The 856-nt window shown below is 67.6% G+C and carries 1 protein-coding gene; it reads right to left on the bottom strand.

What is annotated here, in order from left to right; translation table 11 throughout:
* Window positions 1–856 (bottom strand): ketoacyl-synthetase C-terminal extension domain-containing protein (locus tag Asi03nite_RS37505; RefSeq protein WP_239103219.1); only part of this gene is annotated, 856 nt, incomplete at both ends.

Below are 856 nucleotides of genomic sequence, written 5' to 3'. Positions count from 1 at the left end.
ACGACGGCGCGGTGTTCGAACAGCGATCGTGTCGACAGCAGCGAAGCACCCACATCAGCCACATCAACAGCGGCGTCACCGACCACGAACTCAGCCAGCCGCCCCGCTTGGGCCCGCAACGCCGCACCAGAGCGCGCCGACAACACCCACGGCACCACCCCACCAACCACCGGCGCCACAACCGAAGCCGCCTGCGGCACCTCAACCGGCGGCGCCTCCTCCACAATCACATGCGCATTCGTCCCACTGGCCCCGAAGGCGGACACCCCCGCACGACGCGGACGACCCGAACCCCCCACCCACGCACGAGCCCGCGTCAACAACCGCACCCCACCCGCCGACCAATCCACCTGCGACGACGGCCGATCCACATGCAACGTCGCCGGCAACACCCCACGCCGCAACGCCATCACCATCTTGATCACACCAGCCACACCCGCAGCCGCCTGCGTATGACCGATATTCGACTTCAACGACCCCAACCACACCGGATCCGCAACACCCCGACCCTGCCCATACGTCGCCAACAACGCCTGCGCCTCGATCGGATCCCCCAACCGCGTCCCCGTCCCATGCGCCTCCACCACATCCACATCACCCACACCCACACCCGCATCCGCCAACGCAGCCCGAATCACCCGCTGCTGCGCCAGTTCGCTGGGGGCGGTCAACCCATTCGACGCGCCATCCTGATTCACCGCCGACCCACGAATCACCGCCCACACCCGCCGACCATGACGCCGCGCATCCGACAACCGCTGCAGAACCAGCACACCCGCACCCTCAGAAAAACCCGTCCCATCCGCCGCCTCGGCAAACGCCTTGCAACGACCGTCCACCGACAGACCCCGCTGGC

It is taken from the genome of Actinoplanes siamensis, from assembly GCF_016862395.1.
Lineage (GTDB): Bacteria > Actinomycetota > Actinomycetes > Mycobacteriales > Micromonosporaceae > Actinoplanes > Actinoplanes siamensis.
This window is presented reverse-complemented; position numbering and strand designations above follow the sequence as displayed.